The following is a 17,072-nucleotide window of genomic DNA, read 5'->3' as shown; positions in this document are numbered from 1 at the left end:
ATGGCCGAGATCGTGTTGGACCGCGTGTCCAAGAGCTACGCCAACGGAGCCACGGCGGTGAAGGATCTGTCCCTCACCATCGCCGACGGGGAATTCATCATCCTGGTCGGACCGTCGGGTTGCGGAAAGTCCACGACGCTCAACATGATTGCGGGCCTCGAGGACATCAGTTCCGGGGAGCTGACCATCGGTGGCGAGCGGGTCAACGAGAAGGCGCCGAAGGACCGCGACATCGCGATGGTGTTCCAGTCCTACGCGCTCTATCCCCACATGACCGTGCGACAGAACATCGCATTCCCGCTGACGTTGGCCAAGGTGTCGAAGGCCGACATCGCCGCCAAGGTGGACGAGACCGCCAAGATCCTCGACCTCGCCGGGCTGTTGGACCGCAAGCCCGCACAGCTCTCGGGCGGGCAGCGGCAGCGCGTCGCGATGGGTCGCGCCATCGTCCGCAATCCCAAGGCGTTCCTCATGGACGAGCCGCTCAGCAACCTGGACGCGAAGCTGCGCGTGCAGATGCGCTCCGAGATCGCCAAGCTGCAGAACCGGTTGAACACCACCACCATCTACGTGACGCACGACCAGACCGAGGCGATGACGCTCGGTGACCGCGTCGTGGTCATGCTGGCCGGGGTGGCGCAGCAGATCGGCACCCCCGAGGAGCTGTACAACCGGCCGGCGAACCTGTTCGTCGCGGGCTTCATCGGGTCGCCCTCGATGAACTTCTTCCCGGCCACCCTCACCGACGTCGGCGTCCGGCTGCCGTTCGGGGAGGTGACGTTCACCCAGGAAGTGCACGACATCGTGGGCCGACATCCCAAGCCGGAGAACGTGATCGTCGGCATCCGTCCCGAGCACCTCGAGGATGCCGCCCTGATCGACACCTACGCGCGGATCCGGGCGCTGACGTTCGAGGTGACCGTCGAACTGGTCGAGTCGCTCGGCGCCGAGAAGTACGTGCACTTCCGCAGCGAGGGCGCCGGCGCGGAGGCCGCTCAGCTGGCCGAACTCGCCGCCGAATCCGGTGCCAGTCTCGACGAGTTCACCGCGCGGGTGTCCACGGAGTCGAAGCTCGCGGCCGGTCAGACCGCGGAACTCGCGTTCGACACCTCGAAGGTGACGTTGTTCGACGCCGACAGCGGGATCAACCTGTCGATCCCGCCCAGCGAGTGAGCGACGTCCTCGCGGCCGTACGCGCACGTCTGAACGAGCACTTCACGGCGGCGGGGATCATCGCCGACCCCGTGTCTGCCAGCATCACGTTCCTCGGTGCGGACGCCATGGAGATCCTGCGCTACGGCCCGGACTCCGACGGCGTCAACCACTATGTCTCACTGGGTTGTTCGCGGCACCCGATGAACGATCCGATGGAGTTCGTCACCGACGCGTCGAGCGGTCCGCGCGCCGAGGTGGCCGTCGCGCTGCGCGGGCCGACGCCCGCCGGCCTGGCCAAGTCGATCGCGGTCGTGGCGTCGACCCCGGCGGTCGAGGGTCTGATCCTGGTCGACGACGCGCTGGTCGACCTCGAGACGCCGTTGTGGGAGGGCGCCGCGTTCACGGCGGTGCTCCTGGGGCGCAGCGAGATCGGCGACGTCGAGGTCGAGGGCATCGAGCAGCCGGTGAGGGTGCTGTCCGCGACGCCGATCACGGCCACCGAGGCGGCGTGGGTTCGGCTCAAGGGCGCCGACGCGATGCGCGAGGCGTGGACGACCGACGGCGTCGACGTCCGCGACCCCCGCCGTCGCGCGGCCAGCCCCAGCTGACCGCCTCGCCTTCTCCGCCGAACGTTGGTTACCGCCACGCTCCCGGGCGAAAAGCGTTGCAGAAGTCCACAATCGGCGGCGATCAGAGCCAGTGGTTGCGGCGGAAGTTGACGTACAGCACCGTGCACACCGTGGCCATCACCAGCAGCACCGCCGGATATCCCCACACCTGGTGCAGTTCCGGCATGTGGTCGAAGTTCATGCCGTAGATGCCGGCGAGCGCCGTGGGAACGGCGGCGATCGCCACCCACGCCGAGATCTTGCGCATGTCGGTGTTCTGCTGCATCGACACCTTGCCGACGGCGGCCTGGACGAGTGAGCTGAGCACCTCGTCATAGCCCTCGATGCGATCGGCGGCCTTGATCGTGTGGTCCAGCACGTCGCGCATGTACCGCCGGACCTCCTTGGAGATCAGGTCGTTGTGGTCGGTGTTGATGCGCTGCAGGTCGGTCGCCAAGGGGTTGACGGCTCGGCGCAGCTCGACGACCTCGCGCTTCATCAGGTAGATGTGCTCGATCTCGGTGGCGCTGTTGGGGGAGAAGACGTTCTCCTCCATCTCGTCGATGTCGGTCTCGACCAGGTCGGTGACGTCGAGGTAGTCGTCGACGACGTGATCGGCGATCGCGTGCATCACCGCGTATGGCCCCAGCTTGCAACTCGCCGGGTTGCGGTCGAACGTCTTGCGCACCCCGGCCAGGCCACCGTGCTCGCCGTGCCGCACCGTGACCACGAAGTCGCGCCCGACGAAGATCATGATCTCGCCGGTCTCGACGATCTCGCGCGTCTTCGCCACGGAGTCGTGGGCGACGTACTTGACCGTCTTCAGGACCAGGAACAGCGTGTCGTCGTAGCGCTCCAGCTTGGGGCGCTGGTGGGCGTGCACGGCGTCCTCCACGGCCAGCTCGTGCAGTCCGAAGACGTCGGCGACGGCCTGCATCTGATGGTCGTCGGGCTCGTGCAGCCCGATCCACACGAACGCGTCGATGCCGCCGAGTTCGAGTTCGCGCACCTTGGACAGCGCCGCCGCGTGGGTGTACTTGCCCGGCAGCCGCGACCCCTCGGAGTAGACGGCACAGTCGACCATCGCCCGGGCGACCGGAACGTGGATGGAGGCGGCGTCCGGGGCCGGGGACCGGCGTCCGGTCGGACGGTGTGCTTGCAGGGCGCGGAACGACGGCACGGGCGAACCTCCCTCGGCGGACCCCACGGGTGCCCGTTGGACGCCGCAGATGCTACGCCAATTACCTGGCAGCATCCCGTCGAACGAGCACCAAGCCCGGCCTGCCGACACCCCCGGTGCAGTAACGTGACGCGCGTGTCGGACAGCACCGTCGCCGCCTCGAGCGAGCGCACCCCGCAGGTCGTCGTCGACGACGCCGAGATCTTCGCAGCGCACGGGGGCGGCAAGCTCTCCGTCGGCCTGAAGACCCCACTGGACTCCCAGCGGGCACTGTCCATCGCCTACACGCCGGGCGTCGCGCAGGTCAGTCGTGCGATCGCCGGTGACCACACCCTCGCCGCGAAGTACACCTGGGCCAACCGCCTCGTCGCGGTCGTCAGCGACGGCAGCGCGGTCCTCGGTCTCGGCGACATCGGGCCCGCCGCGTCGCTGCCGGTGATGGAGGGCAAGAGCGCGCTGTTCAAGACGTTCGGCGGTCTCGACTCGATCCCCATCGTGCTCGCGACGAAGGATCCCGACGAGATCATCGAGACGCTGATCCGGTTGCGGCCCACGTTCGGCGCGGTCAACCTCGAGGACATCTCGGCGCCGCGGTGCTTCGAGATCGAGCGGCGTGCCATCGAGGCGCTGGACTGTCCGGTCATGCACGACGACCAGCACGGCACGGCCATCGTGGTGCTCGCCGCGCTGCTCGGTGCCTGCAAGGCGCTCGACCGCGACATGCACACCCTGAAGATCGTCATCTCCGGTGCTGGTGCGGCCGGGGTGGCGTGCGCGAACATCCTCCTGGCCGCCGGAATCCTGGACGTCACGGTGCTCGACAGCAAGGGCATCGTGCACAGCGGACGTGACGACCTCAATCCCTTCAAGGCCGAACTCGCGGGTCGGAGCAACCCGCGGGCCCTCACCGGCGGCATCGCCGAGGCGGTGGCCGGCGCCGACATGTTCCTCGGTCTGTCCGCGGGTCTGGTGCCCGAGGAGATCATCGCGACGATGGCGCCCAGGGGCATCGTCTTCGCGCTGTCGAATCCCGACCCGGAGATCCACCCCGACGCCGCCCGCAGGCACGCCGCCGTCGTCGCGACCGGACGCAGCGACTTCCCGAACCAGATCAACAACGTCCTGGCCTTCCCCGGCGTGTTCCGCGGCGCGCTCGACGCGCACGCGCGGCGCATCACCGAGGGCATGAAGGTCGCTGCGGCACAGGCGATCTTCTCCGTCGTCGGCGACGACCTCACGACGGACCACATCGTGCCCAGCGCCCTGGACCCGCGCGTCGGCCCCGCGGTCGCCGCGGCCGTCGCGGAAGCGTCGACGGTCTGAGCCGCTCGGTGCGCCGGTGGGCGGTGGCGCTGATGGCGCTGCTCCTCGTCGGCTGCAGTACCCCCGCGCCCGCCCCGTCGGTCGCCGTCGGCGCGACCGACGACGTCGAGTCGACGCTGCTGGCCCAGCTGTACGCAGCGGCACTGCGGTACTACGGCAGCGCCGCCCACGTCGAGACCAGCAGCGACCCGGTGGCCGACCTCGACACCGGCGACGTCCAGGTGGCGCCGGGGTTGACCGGCCGGTTGCTGACGAGGTTCGACCCCGGTTCGACCGCCCGCGCAGCCGAGCAGGTCTACCGGTCGATGGTGTCGGCACTCCCCGAGGGCGTCGCGGCGGGTGACTACGCGCAATCCGCCGACGACGAGCCCGCCGTCGCCGTCACCGAGCGGACGGCGCAGGCCTGGGGAGGCCGGGACGTCACCGCGCTGTCGCGCAACTGTGGCGACCTCGTCGCCGGAGCCGTCGCCGACGTCGTCACGCCACGCACCGTCGGGCCGTGCACGTTGGCCGAGCCGCGCGAATTCCGCGACCCCGCTGCGCTGTTCGGTGCGTTGCAGGCGGGCCGAATCGACATGGCCTGGACGTCCACGGCGGCGTCCGGCCTGCCCGACTGGGCGGTGGTGCTGACCGACCGCACGGCCCTGATCCGCGCGGACAACGTGGTGCCGCTCTACCGGCGCAACGAGTTGAGCGAACAGCAGGTACTGGCCCTCAATCAGATCGCCGGGGAACTCGACACCGGCTCACTCGCCGACATGCTGCGGCAGGCGCGCGAGGGCAAGGATCCCGGTGCGCTGGCGGCCGATTGGCTGTCGTCGCACCCGCTCGGACACTGACGGGTCAGTGGATGCCGGGCATGATCTTGCCGATCACCGAGGCGAACAGCCGCTGGTAACCCGAGCCCGTCAGGCGCACCAGGATGTCGAGCGCCTTGGCGTCGGCGCCGACGAGGACGCGGGCCTTGTTCTTGCGCACGGCGTCGAGGATGATCACGGCCGCCCTCTCGGGTGACGTGCTGGCCAGCTTCTTGTCGAACACGCGCGCGAAGGCCTCGGGGTCGATGCCCTCGGCGGCCGTGGCGTTGCGCGCGATGGCGGTCTTGATGCCACCGGGGTGCACCGTCGTCACCTTGACCGGTCGCTTGCCGGAGACCATCTCCTGCCGGAGCGACTCGGTGAACCCGCGGACGGCGAACTTCGCGGCGTTGTAGGCGGCCTGGCCGGGTACGGCGAAGATGCCGAAAAGGCTCGACACGTTGACGACGTGACCGTCGCCAGACTCGATGAGGTGGGGGAGGAACGCCTTGGTCCCGTTGACGACGCCCCAGAAGTCGACGTCCATGACGCGTTCGATGTCCTTGTAGGAGCTGATCTCGACGGCGCCGGTGAAGGCGATGCCCGCGTTGTTGTAGATCTGGTTGACCTTGCCGAAGTGCGCCTTGACGGCGTCGGCGTACAGCTCGAAGGCCTCGCGTTCGGTGACGTCGAGGCGGTCGGACTTCACCGGAGCGCCGATCGCCTTGATGCGCTCCTCGGTCACTGCCAGGCCCTCGGCGTTGACGTCGCTGATCGCGACGCTCGCGCCCGAGCGGGCCAGTTCGATGGCCAGTGCCTGTCCGATGCCGGATCCGGCGCCCGTGACGACCGCGACCTTGCCTGCGAAACCCTGCATGCCCACTCCTCGGATCACTATTCGACTCGTGTGCACCTTATCGGTACCGGCGGTATCACCGAAATCGGGTAACGAAAGATCGAACGGGGGCGAAGGACAGGACATGTTGCGCATCCGCACCCTGGCCATCGCGCCGCTCGCCCTGTCCGTCGGCATCGTGGGCGCCGCCGCGACCCTCGCAGCGCCCGCGCAGGCTGATCCCGGGGGCGACGCGTTCATCGGAGCGCTGTCGTCGGCGGGGCTGTCCGGCATCGACCCCGCCACCGCGGTGTCCGTCGGTCAGTCCGTGTGCCCGATGCTGTCGGAGCCCGGCCAGCAGATGGCCGACGTCGCATCCGGGGTGTCGGACGCGATCGGCCGCCCGCTCGGACCCGCGACGATGTTCACCGGCATCGCCATCTCGATGTTCTGCCCGGGCGCCGTCGCGTCGCTGGCGAACGGTCAGACGCCGTTCCCGCTGGGCATGCTGGGCATCTGACCCAGAGGTTTCTGCGTGGGGGCCGTCTGACCCGGCAGGCTGTCGGCCCCCACGCAGCATTCGTCGTTACACGGGAGCGCTGAGTTCCAGGTTGATCCCGTCGGGGTCCTGGAACGACAGGATCGCGATCCCGAACCCCTCGAGTTCGTTCACCTCGCCGTGCTCGACGCCGGCGTCGCCCAACTTGCCCGCGACCGCGTCGAGGGCGTCCTTCGACGGCATCGCGAAGCTGACGTGGTCGAGGCCCACCCGCGTCGAGTCGAACCGGTCACCGGCGTCGGCGACCGGTCGGAGCCCGAAGAGCGTGCCGCCCGTCTGGTACACCACGCCGCCGTACAGCTGCTCGGGGTCCGAGCGGACGGCGGGGTCGCCCGGGTCGCCCGGGGACTCCTTCGCGACGGCGAACCCCAGCACCCCCTCGTAGAAGGCGCGCGACCGCGCGAGGTCGGTCACGGTGATGCGGACGTGGTGCAGCCCGGTGCTGTCGATGAGTGCCATGCCGGTGGGGTACCCACGCGCCGATGCACGGCGTCGACCGGACGTGTGACCGTGCGGTGACGACCGGACCCCTCTCGCGAGCGTGCGCATTGTCGGGTTGTGCACCGGCGTGTCGCCCGCAGACACGCGCGCTCGCGGAAGGAGTTGAGGACGTCAGATCGGGGCGAACGCCTCGTCGATGATCTCCTGCTGCTCCACGGCGTGCACCTTCGAGCTGCCCGACGACGGTGCCGACATGGCGCGGCGCGAGATGCGCTTGATGCCGGTCAGCTTGTCGGGCAACAACTCCGGTAGCGAGAGCCCGAACGTGGGCCACGCCCCCTGGTTGGCCGGCTCCTCCTGCACCCAGCGGAACTGCTCGGCGTTCGGATACGCGTCGAGCGTCGCGTCGAGCCGGCGCCTCGGCAGCGGGTAGAGCTGCTCGACGCGCACGATCGCGACGTCGTCGCGGCCCTCCTTGGCCTTGCGGGCGGCGAGTTCGTAGTAGATCTTGCCGCTGGTCAGCAGGACGCGCGTCACCTTCGACCGGTCGCCGTCGCCGTCGGTGTACGTCGGCTCCTCCATGATCGAGCGGAACTTCTGCTCGGTGAAGTCGCGGATGTCGCTGACGGCGGCCTTGTTGCGCAGCATCGACTTCGGGGTGAAGACGATGAGCGGGCGGTGGATCCCGTCGAGGGAGTGGCGCCGCAGCAGGTGGAAGTAGTTGGCCGGCGTCGACGGCATCGCCACCGTCATCGACCCCTCCGCACACACCTGCAGGAAGCGTTCGATGCGACCCGACGTGTGGTCGGGGCCCTGGCCCTCGTGGCCGTGCGGCAGGAGCAGCACGACGTCGGACAGCTGGCCCCACTTGGCCTCACCGGAGCTGATGAACTCGTCGATGATGGACTGCGCGCCGTTGACGAAGTCGCCGAACTGTGCCTCCCACAGCACCATTGCGTCGGTGTTGCCCACCGAGTAGCCGTACTCGAAGCCCACCGCGGCGTACTCGGACAGCGCCGAGTCGTACACCATGAACTTGCCACCGGTCGGCGTGCCGTCGGTGTTGGTGGCGAGCAACTGGATCGGCGTGAACTCCGCGCCGGTCTTGCGGTCGATTATCACCGAGTGCCGCTGGGTGAACGTGCCGCGCCGGGTGTCCTGGCCGGACAGGCGGACGAGCTTGCCCTCCGAGACCAGGGACGCGAGTGCGAGCAGCTCGCCGAAGGCCCAGTCGATCTTGCCCTCGTACGCCATCTCTCGGCGCCTCTCGAGCACCGGCTTGACGCGCGGGTGCACCGAGAACTCCTCGGGGAACGCCAGATGCGCGTCGCCGATGCGGGCCAGCAGCGACTTGTCCACCGCGGTGTCGAGACCCTGCGGCGTCAGCTGGTCGGACTCGACCGACTCGCTGGGCTCGATGTCGTGCTTCTCGACGTCGCGGACCTCGTTGAACACCCGCTCGAGCTGGCCCTGGTAGTCGCGCAGGGCGTCCTCGGCCTCCTTCATCGAGATGTCGCCACGGCCGATGAGCGCCTCGGTGTAGGTCTTGCGGACACCGCGCTTGGTGTCGATGACGTCGTACATGTACGGCTGCGTCATCGACGGGTCGTCGCCCTCGTTGTGCCCGCGTCGGCGGTAGCACAGCATGTCGATGATGACGTCCTTCTTGAACTTCTGACGGAAGTCGATCGCCAGTCGGGCCACCCATGCCGCGGCCTCGGGATCGTCGCCGTTGACGTGGAAGATCGGCGCGCCGATCATCTTCGCGACGTCGGTGCAGTACTCGCTGGAGCGCGAGTTCTGCGGCGAGGTGGTGAAGCCGATCTGGTTGTTTACCACGATGTGGATGGTGCCGCCGGTGCGGTAGCCGCGCAGCAGCGCGAGGTTCAGCGTCTCGGCCACCACGCCCTGGCCGGCGAACGCCGCGTCGCCGTGCAGCATCAGCGGGACGACGGTGAAGCCGTCGGGTCCGTTGCCCTTGTCCAGCAGGTCCTGCTTGGCGCGCACCAGACCCTCGAGGACCGGGTCGACGGCCTCGAGGTGGCTCGGGTTGGCCACCAGCGACACCTCGATGTCGTTGTCGCCGAACATCTGGATGTAGGTGCCGTTGGCCCCCAGGTGGTACTTCACGTCGCCGGACCCGTGCGCCTGGCTCGGGTTCAGGTTGCCCTCGAACTCGCCGAAGATCTGCGAGTAGGGCTTGCCGACGATGTTGGCCAGCACGTTGAGCCTGCCGCGGTGCGGCATGCCGATGACGACCTCGTCGAGGCCGTGCTCGGCGGCCTGGTCGATGCAGGCGTCCATCATCGGGATGACGGTCTCGGCGCCCTCGAGCGAGAACCGCTTCTGCCCGACGTACTTGGTCTGCAGGAACGTCTCGAACGCCTCGGCGGCGTTGAGCTTGCTCAGGATGTACTTCTGCTCGGCGACCGTCGGCTTGTCGTGCTTGACCTCGACGCGGTCCCGGATCCACTTCTGCTGCTCGGGTTCCAGGATGTGGGTGTACTCGACGCCGACGTGGCGGCAGTACGCGTCGCGCAGCACCGACAGGACGTCGCGCAGCTTCTTGTACTCGGCGCCCGCGAACCCGTCGACCTTGAAGGCCCGGTCCAGGTCCCACAGCGTCAGGCCGTGGGAGTTGACGTCGAGGTCGGGGTGGCTGCGGAAGCGCGTCTTGTCGAGCCGCAGCGGGTCGACGTCGGCCATCAGGTGACCTCGGTTGCGGTACGCCGCGATCAACTCGATGATCCGGGCGTTCTTGTCGGTGATCGCGTCCGGGTTGTCGGTGCGCCAGCGGACGGGCTCGTAGGGGATGCCCAGCTCGCGGAAGATCTCGTCGAAGAAGTCGTCGCTCAGCAGCAGGTTGTGGATCGTGCGCAGGAAGTCACCGGACTCCGCACCCTGGATGATGCGGTGGTCGTAGGTGCTCGTCAGCGTGATGAGCTTGCCGACGCCCAGCTCGTTGATGCGTTCCTCGCTCGCGCCCTGGAACTCGGCCGGGTACTCCATGGCACCGGCGCCGATGATGGCGCCCTGGTTGCGCATGAGGCGCGGCACCGAGTGCACGGTGCCGATCGTGCCGGGGTTGGTGAGCGAGATGGTGACGCCGGAGAAGTCCTCGGCGGTCAGCTTGCCGTCGCGGGCCCGTCGCACGATGTCCTCGTAGGCGGCGATGAACTGACCGAACCGCATGGTCTCGGTCTTCTTGATCGCGGCGACGACGAGGGTGCGGTTGCCGTCCTTGCCGGGTAGGTCGATCGCCAGGCCGAGGTTGGTGTGGGCCGGCGTGACGATGTTCGGCTTGCCGTCGACCTCGGCGAAGTGGCGGTTCATCGACGGGAACGTCTTGACGGCCTGCACGATGGCATAGCCCAGCAGGTGGGTGAAGCTGATCTTGCCGCCGCGGGTGCGCTTGAGGTGGTTGTTGATGACGACACGGTTGTCGATCATCAGCTTCGCGGGGATGGCCCGGACGCTCGTGGCGGTCGGCACCTCCAGTGAGGCGCTCATGTTCTTGGCGACGGCTGCCGCGGCACCGCGCAGCACCTGGGTCTGGTCGTCCTCGGACGGCGGCGGACCCGAGGGCGCCTTCGGCTTGGCCGGTTCCGGGTTGGCGGCGGTCGCCGACGTCGCCGGCTTGGTCGCGGGGGCCGCGGGCTTGTCCGACGACTTGGCCGGTTCGGCCTGCTGAGCCTTGGGAGCCTCGGGCTTCTTCTCGGGTGCCTTGGCGGGCTTATCGGGCGTCTTCTGAGGTTCCTTCGCGCCGTTCGACGACGCGGCGGACTGTCCGGGTGGCGGGGCGGGAGCTGCGGTGGGAGGCGTCTTGGGTCCGCCGCCATTCGAGCCGTTCGCGCTCACCGTCGCGGTCGTTCCGGTCGTCGGTTCCGGTGAGTAGTCGACGAGGAACTCGTGCCAACTCGGGTCCACCGAGGAGGGATCCTCCCGGAACTTGCGGTACATCTCCTCGACCAGCCATTCGTTCTGTCCGAATGGTGAAGGTGAACTGCTCACGGCAGCTGTCGCCTCGATTCCTTCTGCCCTGTGCGAGCAGGCACGTGCCCGCTCGGCGTCTGTCTGCGGTATGGCTCGCCCTTGCGCCACCTTCCAGGCTATCCCGCGCGAACCTGGCAGACCACGGCAACGGGCTTATGGTCGTTGTGATCGCCGGGCGACGGCGGGTCGGCGGCGTCGACCGGTCGTCCCACCGCGGCAAACGGCTCCTACTGGCGAGGGGCGGGCAGCACGCGCAGCGTCGACGGCCACCGCGGCGGCGGCGGTCCGAACGCCGTCCGCGAGTTCGCGATGATCTTCTTGCCCATCATCCGGTTGCCGACGCCGCCGACCACCGCGCCGACCCCGACCGGCAGCAACTTCCCGAACGCGATCGCGCCGCGCTTGAGGGTGTACCGCTTGACGAAGTACTTCAGCAGCCGGGAGTTCAGTTGTGACACCGCGGGCAGGGGCAGCGACGCGGCGCCGTCGGCGAGCCAGGCGCCGCTGGTGCGGCCGGGTCCGACGAGGTCCATCACCGCGTGCCTGCCGTCCTCGCCGACCAGGACCGCCAGCACCAGGGCGCGGCGGCGCTCGCGGTGGTCGGCGGGGATGCCGTAGACCTCGGCGCGCGCCAGCACGTAGACGGCGGTCGCCTCGAGGAAGACCACGGTCTCTCCCGCGACGGCCGACATCGCGACCAGCGTGCCGATGCCGGGGAACGCGGCGGCCGATCCGACCGCGGCGCCGCTGGCCATCACCATCGCGACGTATTGCTTCTCCAGTTTCGCGACGATCTCCGCCGGCGTCGCCCCGGGATTGCCGTCGCGCAGCTTGTCGACGAAGGCCTTGACCGCGGGTCCCTGTACCCGGGCGCCGCGCTCGATGATCTGCGACAGCGCCTTGACCGCGGCGCTCGGGTCGTCGCCGCCGTCCGGCTGCGAGTCCCTGGTGCGAAACCGTGCGCTCACGGGCCAGCCCCCTCCTCGAGTGAACCTCCAGGTTAACGCCCCGTCACCGAACCGCCGCGGAACCCGGACGCACCGTCGTGACACTGGTCACCGTGAGCGCTTCGTCCCCTGCGGGAACAGAATATTGATATGCATTGCTAACCATCTTCATGGCAGCATCGCAGCACGTGGACGTTCGTAGCGCCGCGCCGCCGGCAACCGACCCGACCCGGGTGCCCAGCCGCACCCGGATGATCGTGGTCCTCGGCCTGCTGGTCGCGCTGGGGCCGCTCACCATCGACATGTACCTCCCGGCGTTGCCGAAGATCGCCGACGAGCTGTCCGTCTCGTCGTCGATCGTCCAGCTCACCCTCACCGGCACGCTCGCGGGTCTCGCACTGGGCCAGATCGTCATCGGCCCGCTCTCCGACTCGCTGGGCCGCCGACGCCCGCTGATGGCCGGGATCGTCCTGCACATGATCGCGTCGGTGTTCTGCCTGCTGGCCCCGAACATCGCGATCCTCGGCATCGCCCGCGGCCTGCAGGGCATGGGAGCCGCCGCCACGATGGTCGTGTCGATCGCGATCGTAGGCGACCTCTTCTCCGGCTCGGCGGCCGCCACCGTGATGTCCCGGCTGATGCTCGTCCTCGGCGTCGCCCCGGTGCTCGCGCCGTCGCTGGGTGCGGCAGTCCTGCTGCACGGCTCCTGGCACTGGGTGTTCGCCGTGCTGGTGGTCCTCGCCGGTGCGCTGCTGCTGATGGCCGTCCTCGCCCTGCCCGAGACGCTGCCCGTGGCACACCGCAGGCCGCTGCGCGTGAAGGGCATCGTCTCGACCTACGGCGAGCTGCTCCGCGACACCAAGTTCGTCATCCTGGTCCTCGTCGCCGCGCTGGGCATGTCCGGGCTGTTCGCCTACATCGCCGGCGCCTCGTTCGTCCTGCAGGGCCGCTACGGTCTCGATCAGCAGTCGTTCGCGCTGGTCTTCGGCATCGGCGCGGTCGCGCTCATCGGCGCCACCCAGTTCAACGTCGTGCTGCTGCGCCGGTTCACGCCGCAGTACATCGTGGTGCGGGCGCTCATCGCCTCGGCGGTCCTCGGGTTCGTCTTCGTGAGCCTGGCCGTCGCGAACGTCGGCGGGCTGGCCGCGTTCGTCGTCCCGGTGTGGCTGATCCTCGCGACGATGGGCCTGGTGATGCCGAATGCGCCGGCCATCGCGCTGTCCCGTCACCAGGAGGCGTCGGGGACGTCCGCCGCGCTGCTGGGGGCTGCGCAGTTCGGCCTCGGCGCCGTCGTGGCGCCGCTGGTGGGAGTGCTCGGCAACGACGAACTCGCGCTCGCGGTCGTCATGACCGCGGGGATGGTCATCGCCCTGGTGGCGCTGCTGGCCTCGGGTGCGTCGCGCTCGACCGGTGACGACGAGGTCTCCGACGTGGTTGCCGCCAGGGGAGTTCCCAAGGCGGTCTGACCCTCGCCGGACCGACTTGTCGCGATCCAGAACCGTCCGTAGCGTCGGGTTCGGCTCGTTCGACATCGACTTGGACACCAGAACAGTGCAGACACCTTCGTCGTGGGCGGCGGTCACGCCCACCCATCTCCCGGACACCCGCAGAGCGGGTCGGCCGGTGCTCGGCGACGGCCCACTAGGGCTACGGCCGTGACGGCGGCGATCGAGGCACTGCGCCGCGTCCGGGCCACGACCCCGCAGTCGGCGAATCCGTGGCATGCGCTGTGGGCGATGATGGTCGGCTTCTTCATGATCCTGGTCGACGCGACGATCGTCGCGGTCGCCAACCCGTCGATCATGGACGACCTGCGCACCGACTACGACGCGGTCATCTGGGTGACGAGCGCCTACCTGCTCGCCTACGCGGTGCCCCTGCTGTTGGCCGGTCGGCTCGGCGACCGGTACGGACCCAAGAACCTGTACCTCGTCGGTTTGCTGGTGTTCACCGCGGCGTCGCTGTGGTGCGGGCTCGCGGGCACGGTCGAAGTATTGATCGCCGCGCGCGTCGTGCAGGGCGTCGGCGCGGCCCTGCTCACCCCGCAGACCCTCTCGGCGATCACGCGGCTCTTCCCGGCCGACCGCCGTGGCGTCGCGCTCAGCATCTGGGGTGCGACCGCCGGCGTCGCGACGCTCGTCGGCCCGCTGGCGGGCGGACTGCTCGTCGGCGGCCTGGGCTGGCACTGGATCTTCATCGTCAACGTGCCCATCGGGATCGCCGGCCTGGCGCTCGCGTACTGGTTCGTGCCGTCCCTGCCCACTGAGAAGCGCGGGTTCGACGTGCCCGGCGTGGTGCTGTCGGGCCTCGGGATGTTCCTCATCGTGTTCGCGCTGCAGGAGGGGCAGTCGCACGACTGGGCACCCTGGATCTGGGGCATGGTCGCGGCGGGCGTCGGGGCCATGGCCGGGTTCGTCTACTGGCAGTCCGTCAACCCCGGTGAACCGCTGATCCCGCTGCGCATCTTCCGGGACAACGACTTCAGCCTGTCCAATCTCGGCATCTCGGTCATCGGCTTCGCCGTGACGGCGATGATCCTGCCGCTGATGTTCTATGCGCAGGCGGTGGCGGGCCTGTCGCCCACGCGCGCCGCGCTGCTCACCGCGCCGATGGCGATCGCCTCGGGTGGGCTGGCGCCGGTGGTCGGCAAGCTGGTAGACCGGTTCCCGCCGACCCCGATCGTCGGGTTCGGCTTCTCGGCGCTGGCCATCGCCCTGACGTGGCTGTCGGTGGAGATGACGGACACCACGCCGATCTGGCGGCTGGTGCTCCCGCTGGCACTGATCGGCATCGGCATGGCGTTCATCTGGTCGCCACTCGCCGCCACGGCGACGCGACACCTGCCACCGGACCTGGCGGGCGCGGGCTCCGGTGTCTACAACACGATGCGGCAGGTCGGCGGCGTGCTCGGCAGCGCCGGCATGGCCGCCTTCATGACGTCGCGCATCGCCGCCGAGATGCCCGGCGGCGGCGCGCGGCCCCCGGGTGCGGAGGGGGCCATCACGGCGCTGCCCGAGCAACTGCAGGTCCCGTTCTCGGCCGCGCTGTCCCAGGCGCTGCTGCTGCCCGCCTTCGTCTCACTACTCGGCGTGATCGCCGCGCTGTTCCTGCGTGGCTACGGACGTGAGCCGGCGCCCACCGTGCCCGGCAGCGTCCGTCCGATCCGACGTGGTGACCGCCGCCCGCGCGCGGACCACGACTACTTCCGCGACGACGACGACTACGTCGAGTACACCGTCGAGTGGGACGACCCGGTGCCCGCGGCTCCCGTCGTCCCGCCGATACCGCCGCCTCCCGCCGACGACACCTCGACGGACCGGTTCGTCGCGCACGTCGACCATCCGCTGCCGGCTCCCGCCGACGAGTGGCGCGGGGGCCCGGTCGACTCCTGGGAGCACCTGCTCGAGGACGAGCCGTCCCTGGTCGTGGGCGCGGGAGCGGATGCGGAGGTGGTGGATGCGGTGGTCGATTTCGCGGTGGCGGACGCGGCCACCGACGTGCACCCCGTGGTCGAGCCGGTCGCGGTCGAGCCGATCGAGCCGATCGCCGTCGAGCCGGTCGCTCTCACTCCGGTCCGGCAGAACGGTTCGGTCCTCGACGGACTGCCCAACGACGGGCCGCCGCCCGCCGACGACCGGCCGTGGCGCAGCATGCTGGACCTGCTGCTCGACAAGGAGACGCCACCGGCCCCGTCGCACAACGGCTTCCACGTCGACGACCAGCCGTCGGGTGGCCGGCACAGCCGCGGTGACGGCGACGCGGGCACCTACGGCAAGCACTCGATGCCGTTCCGCGAGTAGCCCCTTCCCCGCGAGCAGTCGTGAACTCCCCTCGTGGCACACGATTCAGGGGAGTTCACGACTGCTCGCGAGGGTCAGGGGAACAGCACGGCGGGGTTGAGGTAGCCGTCGGGATCGAAGGCCGCCTTCACTGCGCGCATCGCCGCGACATCGGCGTCGGTGCGCGACATCGACAGGTAGTCGCGCTTGATGCTCCCGACGCCGTGCTCCGAGCTGACGTTGCCGCCGTGTTCGGCGATCAGCGCCATCATCGCCGCGTAGAGCGCCCGTTCGGCGTCACCCTCCAGCGTGCAGCGCACCAGGTTGAGGTGCAGGTTGCCCTCGCCGACGTGGCCGAACAGCACCGGGATGGCGTCGGGCGCGTGCTCGGCGACCAAAGCCGTTGCTGCCGAGACGAACCCGTCGGTCCTGCCCAGTGGCAGCGACACGTCGAACTTCAGCGGTGGGCCGCACACGCCGAGCACGTCGCCGATGCCCTCCCGCACGGCCCAAAGTCGTTGCGAGGCAGCGCTGTCCATGCCGACCGCGGGCTCGCCGACGAGGTCCGCTTCGGCGAGGAGTTCCGCGAGACGCTCGGTCGGATCGACGTCGCCGGCCAGCTCGACCAGGAGGTGCCAGGCCCCGTCGACGGGGGACGCGACGCCGAGGTGCTCGGCGGTCAGGTCGCTCCCCCTCGCGTCGATCAGTTCGCACGCGGCGATGCCGTCGACGTCCCGGAACACGCTGCTGGTGGCCAGCAGCGCGTCGAGGTCGGCGAACCCGGCGACGGCCGTCACCCGGTGCCGCGGTGTCGGATGCAGTCGGACGTCGACGGCGGTGATGACCCCGAGCGTGCCCTCGGCGCCCACGAACAGCGACGTCAGGTCGTACCCCGTGTTGTCGCTGCGCACCTCGCTGTGCCGCCGCACGATGGTCCCGTCGGGAAGTGCGACGTCGATTCCGAGGATCTGCTCGGCGGTGTTGCCGTACCGCACGGTGCGCAGCCCGCCGGCGTTCGTCGACGCCATGCCGCCGATCGTGGCGGTGTCCCGTGAGGCGAGGTCGACCCCGAAGACGAGGGCGGCGTCGGCGGCGGCCTCCTGCAGTGCGGCGGCGGTGACACCGGCACCCACCCGCATGCGTCGCTCGCGCACGTCGACCGGCCCGATGTCGCGGAGTCGCTCGGTGGACAGCAGGACGTCGTCGTGTTCGGGCACGGTGCCCGCGACGAGCGACGTCCGGCCGCCCTGGATCGTCACGGGGACGCTGGCGTCGCGGCACGCGACGAGGACCGAGGCGACCTCGACGTCCGAGCCCGGCCGGACCAGCGCGGAGGCCCGGCCCCGGTAGCGGCCGGTGTAGTCGACGCAGCGGCCGGCAAGGACGTCGGGATCGACGCTGACGTGCTGCGCGCCGACGATCTCAGCGAGGCGGGACGGCAGCGTTTCGGTCACG

13 protein-coding genes are annotated in these 17,072 nt (G+C 69.6%); 7 read left to right on the top strand and 6 right to left on the bottom strand.

Features of this window, described 5'->3' with window-relative positions:
• Together G6N64_RS26450 and G6N64_RS26445 are read left to right on the top strand one after the other, a co-directional pair.
• The gene (locus tag G6N64_RS26450) at positions 1–1,173 is read left to right on the top strand and encodes an ABC transporter ATP-binding protein (RefSeq protein WP_163800759.1); all 1,173 of its coding nucleotides are present in this window, start codon (positions 1–3) and stop codon (positions 1,171–1,173) included.
• The gene (locus tag G6N64_RS26445; RefSeq protein ID WP_163800758.1) at positions 1,170–1,763 is read left to right on the top strand and encodes a suppressor of fused domain protein; all 594 of its coding nucleotides are present in this window, start codon (positions 1,170–1,172) and stop codon (positions 1,761–1,763) included. Before G6N64_RS26450 ends, G6N64_RS26445 begins: the two co-directional genes overlap by 4 nt.
• 82 nt (positions 1,764–1,845) lie before the next feature.
• Here G6N64_RS26445 and corA read toward each other — a convergent pair whose 3' ends face one another.
• Entirely contained in the window at positions 1,846–2,943 is a 1,098-nt protein-coding gene (gene corA / locus G6N64_RS26440) for a magnesium/cobalt transporter CorA (RefSeq protein WP_246230818.1), read from the bottom strand.
• Positions 2,944–3,078: 135 nt separating this feature from the next.
• Here corA and G6N64_RS26435 point away from each other — a divergent pair, with 135 nt between their 5' ends.
• Together G6N64_RS26435 and G6N64_RS26430 are read left to right on the top strand one after the other, a co-directional pair.
• On the top strand, positions 3,079–4,266 hold the full coding sequence (locus tag G6N64_RS26435; protein ID WP_163800756.1) for an NAD(P)-dependent malic enzyme: 1,188 nt from the start codon (positions 3,079–3,081) through the stop codon (positions 4,264–4,266).
• Between the two features lie 8 nt (positions 4,267–4,274).
• Positions 4,275–5,105 carry a glycine betaine ABC transporter substrate-binding protein gene (locus tag G6N64_RS26430; protein WP_163800755.1) on the top strand — a complete coding sequence of 277 codons (831 nt, stop codon included), beginning with the start codon at positions 4,275–4,277 and terminating at the stop codon, positions 5,103–5,105.
• Between the two features lie 4 nt (positions 5,106–5,109).
• Here the strand turns inward: G6N64_RS26430 and G6N64_RS26425 are convergent, their stop codons facing one another.
• A complete protein-coding gene (locus tag G6N64_RS26425) occupies positions 5,110–5,940 on the bottom strand; it encodes an SDR family NAD(P)-dependent oxidoreductase (RefSeq protein WP_163800754.1) in 831 nt (276 codons plus the stop codon).
• Positions 5,941–6,043: 103 nt separating this feature from the next.
• Here G6N64_RS26425 and G6N64_RS26420 point away from each other — a divergent pair, with 103 nt between their 5' ends.
• Positions 6,044–6,418 (top strand): DUF732 domain-containing protein, encoded by a 375-nt coding sequence (locus G6N64_RS26420; RefSeq protein ID WP_163800753.1) that lies wholly within the window; start codon positions 6,044–6,046, stop codon positions 6,416–6,418.
• A 66-nt stretch (positions 6,419–6,484) separates the two neighbouring features.
• Here G6N64_RS26420 and G6N64_RS26415 read toward each other — a convergent pair whose 3' ends face one another.
• The 3 genes from G6N64_RS26415 to G6N64_RS26405 all read right to left on the bottom strand — a co-directional run bounded on the left by G6N64_RS26415 (position 6,485) and on the right by G6N64_RS26405 (position 11,859).
• Positions 6,485–6,916, bottom strand: coding sequence for a VOC family protein (locus tag G6N64_RS26415; protein WP_163800752.1), 432 nt, complete (start codon positions 6,914–6,916; stop codon positions 6,485–6,487).
• A gap of 153 nt (positions 6,917–7,069) precedes the next feature.
• Positions 7,070–10,909 carry a multifunctional oxoglutarate decarboxylase/oxoglutarate dehydrogenase thiamine pyrophosphate-binding subunit/dihydrolipoyllysine-residue succinyltransferase subunit gene (locus tag G6N64_RS26410; protein WP_163800751.1) on the bottom strand — a complete coding sequence of 1,280 codons (3,840 nt, stop codon included), beginning with the start codon at positions 10,907–10,909 and terminating at the stop codon, positions 7,070–7,072.
• Positions 10,910–11,118: 209 nt separating this feature from the next.
• Positions 11,119–11,859 carry a hypothetical protein gene (locus G6N64_RS26405; protein WP_163800750.1) on the bottom strand — a complete coding sequence of 247 codons (741 nt, stop codon included), beginning with the start codon at positions 11,857–11,859 and terminating at the stop codon, positions 11,119–11,121.
• Between the two features lie 149 nt (positions 11,860–12,008).
• Between G6N64_RS26405 and G6N64_RS26400 the strand changes: the two genes are divergently transcribed.
• Positions 12,009–13,304, top strand: a complete 1,296-nt coding sequence (locus tag G6N64_RS26400) for a multidrug effflux MFS transporter (protein ID WP_163800749.1) — start codon at positions 12,009–12,011, stop codon at positions 13,302–13,304.
• Positions 13,305–13,493: 189 nt separating this feature from the next.
• Positions 13,494–15,638, top strand: a complete 2,145-nt coding sequence (locus G6N64_RS26395) for an MFS transporter (RefSeq protein ID WP_163800748.1) — start codon at positions 13,494–13,496, stop codon at positions 15,636–15,638.
• Positions 15,639–15,712: 74 nt separating this feature from the next.
• On the opposite strand, the gene G6N64_RS26390 is transcribed toward G6N64_RS26395, so the two are convergent.
• Positions 15,713–17,071 carry an FAD-binding oxidoreductase gene (locus G6N64_RS26390; RefSeq protein ID WP_163800747.1) on the bottom strand — a complete coding sequence of 453 codons (1,359 nt, stop codon included), beginning with the start codon at positions 17,069–17,071 and terminating at the stop codon, positions 15,713–15,715.
• Position 17,072: the final 1 nt, after the last annotated feature.

The sequence above is a fragment of the Mycolicibacterium sediminis genome (assembly GCF_010731735.1).
Taxonomy (GTDB): Bacteria; Actinomycetota; Actinomycetes; order Mycobacteriales; family Mycobacteriaceae; genus Mycobacterium; species Mycobacterium sediminis.
The sequence above is the reverse complement of the archived record's forward strand: the minus strand, read 5'-3'. Positions and strand labels throughout refer to the sequence as shown.